Source organism: Gammaproteobacteria bacterium (assembly GCA_011375345.1).
Classification (GTDB): Bacteria; Pseudomonadota; Gammaproteobacteria; order DRLM01; family DRLM01; genus DRLM01.
Map to the genome: position 1 here is coordinate 1 of DRLM01000030.1, position 5885 is coordinate 5885.

A 5885-nucleotide genomic window follows, 5' to 3' on the forward strand; every position below is an offset into this window, starting at 1 on the left:
GCCGCCATTGGCGCAAGTCAATGCGAGCCCGCGAAATACCAGCCATTTCGCACAATGGCGCCCGTATTTCGCGTGCGGCAATCAAACAGGTCAGGACGACCTGTTTGATTGCCGGGTTAATAATGGGGTTTCAACACGATGCCGCCCAAAGGCGGGACGGTGATGTTGACGGAGTAGGGTTGCCCCATCCACGGTATGGCTTCGGCATAGGCGGAACCGCCGTTGCCCATATTGCTGCCGCCGTAGAACGCCGAGTCGGAGTTGACCAGTTCGCGGTATTCCCCCGGCCGGGGGACACCCAGCCGGTAATTGGGTCGCGGAATGGGCGTGAAGTTGAGCACCACAGCGGCGATACTGTCCCCCGCCCGGCGCAAATAGCTGATGACGGATTGGGTGGCGTCGTGGCAGTCGATCCAGTCAAACCCTTCCGGCTCGAAGTCGTGGGCGTGCAGGGCCGGTTCTTCGCGATAGATCCGGTTGAGATCCCCCACCAGGTTTTTCACCCCGGCGTGGAACGGGTATTGCAACACAAACCACTCCAACTCGGTGTTGAAGTTCCATTCCGGCACCTGACCGAACTCGCAGCCCATGAACAGCAGCTTCTTGCCCGGATAAGTGTACATATAGGTGTACAAGAGGCGGAGGTTGGCGAAGCGTTGCCACTCATCGCCAGGCATGCGGCCCAGCAGCGAGCCTTTGCCGTGCACCACTTCATCGTGGGAAAAGGGCAGCACGAAGTTTTCGCTGAAGCCGTAGAGCATGCCGAAAGTGAGCAGATCGTGGTGGTAGTGGCGGTGCACGGGGTCTTTTTTCATGTATTCCAGGGTGTCGTGCATCCAGCCCATGTTCCATTTCATGCTAAAGCCCAGGCCCCCCAGATAGGTGGGACGCGACACCATGGGCCAGGAGGTGGATTCCTCGGCGATGACCACGGTGCCGGGACAGTGGCTGTGGGTGACTTCATTGAGCTGGCGCAGAAAGGCGATGGCGTCGAGGTTTTCGTTGCCCCCGTATTGATTGGGCAGCCAGTCGCCCTCTTCACGGGAGTAGTCCAGGTACAGCATGGAGGCGACAGCGTCCACCCTGAGGCCGTCCAGGTGCATGTCCTCCAGCCAGAAGACGGCGCTGGAGAGCAGATAATTGCGCACCTCGTTGCGGCCGTAGTTGAAAATCAAGGTGCCCCAGTCCCGGTGCTCGCCGCGGCGGGGGTCTTCGTGTTCGTACAGGGCACTGCCGTCAAAGCGGGCCAGGCCGTGGGGGTCTTTGGGGAAGTGGCCAGGCACCCAGTCCAGCAGCACGCCGATGCCGTTTTGGTGACAATGATCGACGAACCAGCGGAAATCGTCCGGTGTGCCGAAGCGGCTGGTGGCGGCATAGTTGCCGATGGTCTGATAGCCCCAGGAGGCATCCAGGGGGTGTTCGGTGACGGGCAGGAGTTCGATGTGGGTAAACCCCAGGGGTTTGACGTAGTCCACCAGGCGGCGCGCCAGTTCCCGGTAGTTGAGAAAGCGGCCGTGCTCGTCCCGTTGCCACGACCCCAGGTGGACTTCGTAAATGGACATGGCCGCGTGGCGCCAGTCGCTGTTTTGGCGCTGTTGCAGCCAGTTTTCATCGTGCCATTCGTGGGTGTTTTCGGCGCGCACCACCGAGGCGGTGCTGGGACGCACCTCGAATTGCTGGGCGTAAGGGTCAGCCTTGATGAACACCCGGCCGCTGTCCCGGTGGCGCAGCTCGAATTTGTACAGGGAACCGGGACTCAGACCGGGGATGAACAACTCCCAGATGCCGCTGCCGCCGCGTACGCGCATGGGATGACGGCGGCCGTCCCAGTCATTGAAATCACCCACCACGCTGACCCGCGCCGCGTTGGGTGCCCAGGTGGCAAAGCGCACGCCTTTGATGCCGTCCACGGTGACAGGGTGGGCGCCCAGGAAACGGTAGGCGTGCCAGTGGCGGCCTTCGCCGAACAGATGCAGGTCGAAGTCGGGGATCTGCGGCGGGAAACAATAGGGATCGAAGGCACAGTGGGGGTGACCGGCGCTGTCCTGCCAGCGCAACCGGTAGCGTTCCGGCACCACCCCCGCCGGGCCCTGCCAGCGGAAAAAGTCGGTCTCGCCCAGGCGCCTCATGGGGTGTTCACCGTCGGCGATGACCACCTCGCCGGCGGTGGGCAGGTAGGCGGTGACCTGCTCGCCGTTTTCAACGCGATGTTTGCCCAGCACCTGGAAGGGGTCGTGGTGCCGTGCTTCGGCGATGAGAATCAATTCAGCGGGAACAGGCTTGCCTATACTTGTATTCATGAACCAGACACTTTGGATTGAAGGGGGAGGAATGGTGTCGTATCAGACATTACATTTATCAGGGAAAAGACCGCGATCAATGTTAGCATAAGGTCCAAGCGCCTTCCGAACGGGGTGGGGGCAGAGGGAACAGCTGGGAAGAGAGTGGGTGTAATGCATAAGAGACCTGAGCGTTTTGTTAGCCGTCTTACACAAAACACCTTGGCCCTGATTCTCGCCGGGGGGCGGGGCTCCCGACTGAAACACCTCACCTTGTGGCGCGCCAAGCCGGCGGTGCCCTTCGGTGGCAAATTCCGCATCATTGACTTTCCATTGTCCAATTGTGTCAATTCCGGCATCCGCCAGGTTGCGGTGTTGACCCAGTACAAGGCCCATTCACTCATTCGCCATATTCAGCAGGGCTGGAGTTTTCTGCGGGCGGAACTGGGCGAGTTCGTCGAACTGGTGCCGGCGCAGCAGCGGGTGACGGCCTCGTGGTACACGGGCACGGCCGATGCTGTGTTTCAGAACCTGGACATTATCAGAAACCACGAGCCGGATTACGTGCTGATTCTCGCGGGCGATCATATCTACAAGATGGATTACGGCCCCATGCTGGCCTATCACGTGGACAAGCAGGCCGATCTTACCATCGGTGTGCTGGAAGTGCCGGTGGAGCGGGCGCGCGCCTTTGGTGTGTTGAGCGTGGACGGGAATTGGCAGGTGACGGATTTCACCGAAAAACCGGCGCAGCCCAAACCCATTCCCGGCCGCACGGATGCGGCCCTGGCCTCCATGGGCATTTATATTTTCAACACCGGCTTTTTGTACGAACAGCTGATTCGCGACTCGGACCTGCCCGGCTCCACTCACGACTTCGGCAAGGACATCATTCCTTCCGTGATTGAAAAGTACCGGGTCATGGCCTATCCCTTCCGGGAGGAGTCCGGCGGGCAGGCCTATTGGCGCGATGTCGGTACGGTGGATGCGTTCTGGGCGGCCAATATGGAGCTGATCGGGGTTACGCCGCCGTTGAACCTTTATCAGAACGACTGGCCCATCTGGACCTACCAGGCGCAGCTGCCGCCGGCCAAGTTCGTGTTCGACGATGACGGCAAGCGGGGTATGGCGGTGGATTCCATGGTCTCGGGCGGCTGCATAATTTCCGGTGCCGAAGTGCGTCACTCCCTGTTGTTTTCCAACGTCCGCGTCAACGCCGCTTCGCGGCTGGAAGACTGTGTGGTGCTGCCCGATGCGGAGATCGGCGAAAACTGCCGTTTGCGCAAAGTCGTGATTGACAAACACTGCCGCATTCCCGACGGCACGGTGATCGGCGAAGACCGCAAAGTGGACGAAGAACGTTTTTACGTCAGTCCCGAAGGGGTGGTGTTGGTGATTCCGGAAATGCTCGGAGAGCGGAGGCACTATGTCCGATAAGTCGCGTATGAAAGTAGTGTTGTGCTGGCATATGCACCAGCCGGATTATCGTAACCTGCTCAGCGGCGAATACCAGCTGCCCTGGGTTTACCTGCACGCGACAAAAGACTATGTGGACATGGCGGCGCATCTGGAAGCCGTGCCCGGTGCCCGGGCGGTGGTGAATTTTGCCCCCGTGCTGCTGGACCAGCTGGCCGATTACGCCGCCCAGATCAACGGCTTTTTGAATGATGGCATTGCCTTGCGTGATCCGCTGCTGGCCGCCCTGGGCGAAGCGGCCCTGCCCGTGCGAGCGGAACAACAGCTCAACCTCGTCAGCGCCTGCCTGCGCCTCAATGAGGCGCGTCAGGTCTCGCCCGTGCCCCAGTTCAGACGGCTGGTGAAGGTGGCGCGCTGGGTGGAGGAAGAGCCCGAAGCCCTCATCTATCTGGGCGAGCAGTTTTTGGGTGACCTGCTCACCTGGTATCACCTTGCCTGGCTGGGTGAAACTGTCCGCCAGAGGGACGCCCGTATCAAACGCCTGCTGGACAAGGGCAGCAACTACACGGTGCACGACCGCCTGGAGTTGCTGGGCGTAATCAGCGAATTGTTGGGCGGCCTGGTGGGGCGCTACCGGGCCCTGGCCGAGCGCGGGCAGGTGGAGCTGTCTATGAGTCCCATGGCCCACCCCATGATACCCCTGTTGTTGGATCTGAAATGTGCCCGGGAGGCCATGCCCGATGCCGAACTTCCCCTGCTCGACGCCTATCCCGGCGGCGAGCGGCGGGCCCGCTGGCACATTGAACAAGGACTGAAAACCTTCGAGCGCCATTTCGGTTTCCGTCCCCGCGGTTGCTGGCCTTCGGAAGGCGGGGTGAGCGCCGCCACCTTGGCTTTGCTGAAAGACTATGGCCTGGAGTGGGCCGCCAGCGGTCAGGCGGTGTTGCACAACAGCCTGTATCACGCCGGCCGCGACACCACCCAGGCCAGGGAATTCTGGTTGTTCCAGCCCTACCGTTTCGGCAGCGACGATGGCGTGGCCTGTTTTTTTCGTGACGATGAGTTGTCGGACCTGATCGGCTTCACCTATGCCGACTGGCACGGTGACGATGCCGTCAGCAATCTGGTCCACAATCTGGAGATGATCGCCAGCGTGCGGGAAGACAACCGCAACACCGTGGTGCCCATTATTCTCGACGGTGAAAACGCCTGGGAGTACTACCCCAACAACGGCTACTACTTTCTCAGTGCCTTGTACCAGCGCCTGGCTGACCACCCGCAGCTTGAACTCACCACGTTTTCCGCCTGCCTGGATGCCGGCATGCCCACCACCACCTTGCAGAAAATAGTATCCGGCAGCTGGGTGTACGGCAGCTTTTCCACCTGGATCGGCGACCCGGACAAAAACCGCGCCTGGGATGTGCTGGGGGAGGCCAAACGCGTGTTCGACCGGGCGGTGGAATCCGGCCGGCTCAGCGGCGAAGCCTACCAGGCGGCGCTGGCTCAGCTCGCCGCCTGCGAAGGCTCCGACTGGTTCTGGTGGTTTGGTGACTACAATCCCGCCGCCACCGTCAGCGACTTCGAACGGCTCTACCGTCTGCACCTGGCCAATCTCTATCACCTGTGTGGCGCCGAGCCTCCGGATCACCTCTCCCGCGCCCTCAGCCGCGGCGGCGGCGCGCCCGCCGCCGGTGGCACCATGCGTCACGGTCAAAGCGAGGTCCAGTGACAGCGCCAGCCTGTTTCGCCCGGCGGCGGGCGGGTATCCTGCTGCACATCAGCTCTCTGCCGGGAGAGGGCCCCGTGGGGGGGCTGGGCGCGCCGGCGCGGCGCTTTGTGGATTTCCTGGCCGGGGCGGGTCAGAGCGTGTGGCAAACCCTGCCCCTGGGTCCCACCCACGATGACGGCTCGCCCTACCAGTGTCTTTCGGTGCATGCCGGGAATCCCGGTTTCATTGACCGGGACGCGCTGCATGAGGAAGGCTGGCTGGACGGCGCGCCATCCGGAATGTCGCTGGCGGCGGCCTGGCAGGCGTTCCAGGCGCGGGCTGACACCGCCGCCCGTTACGACTTTGAGGCCTTTTGCGCCGAACACAAAAGCTGGCTGGACGATTACGCTCTCTATTGCGCCATACGGGAAGAGCAGGGTCACCAGGCCTGGTGGCACTGGCCCGCGCCCCTGCGCGACCGC

The 5885-nt window shown here is 61.9% G+C and carries 4 protein-coding genes; 3 read left to right on the plus strand and 1 reads right to left on the minus strand.

The genetic code is table 11. From position 1 onward, the window contains the following. Positions 1 to 116: 116 nt before the first annotated feature. The gene (gene glgB / locus ENJ19_02370) at positions 117 to 2300 is read right to left on the minus strand and encodes a 1,4-alpha-glucan branching protein GlgB (protein HHM04573.1); all 2184 of its coding nucleotides are present in this window, start codon (positions 2298 to 2300) and stop codon (positions 117 to 119) included. 153 nt (positions 2301 to 2453) lie between these two features. Here glgB and glgC point away from each other — a divergent pair, with 153 nt between their 5' ends. The 3 genes from glgC to ENJ19_02385 form a co-directional block, all read left to right on the plus strand. Further along, on the plus strand, positions 2454 to 3716 hold the full coding sequence (glgC, locus tag ENJ19_02375) for a glucose-1-phosphate adenylyltransferase (GenBank protein HHM04574.1): 1263 nt from the start codon (positions 2454 to 2456) through the stop codon (positions 3714 to 3716). Further along, on the plus strand, positions 3706 to 5424 hold the full coding sequence (locus ENJ19_02380; protein ID HHM04575.1) for a glycoside hydrolase: 1719 nt from the start codon (positions 3706 to 3708) through the stop codon (positions 5422 to 5424). Before glgC ends, ENJ19_02380 begins: the two co-directional genes overlap by 11 nt. Continuing rightward, positions 5319 to 5885, plus strand: a 567-nt coding sequence (locus tag ENJ19_02385) for a hypothetical protein (protein ID HHM04576.1), incomplete at its 3' end; no start/stop codon positions are given. The genes ENJ19_02380 and ENJ19_02385, both read left to right, overlap by 106 nt.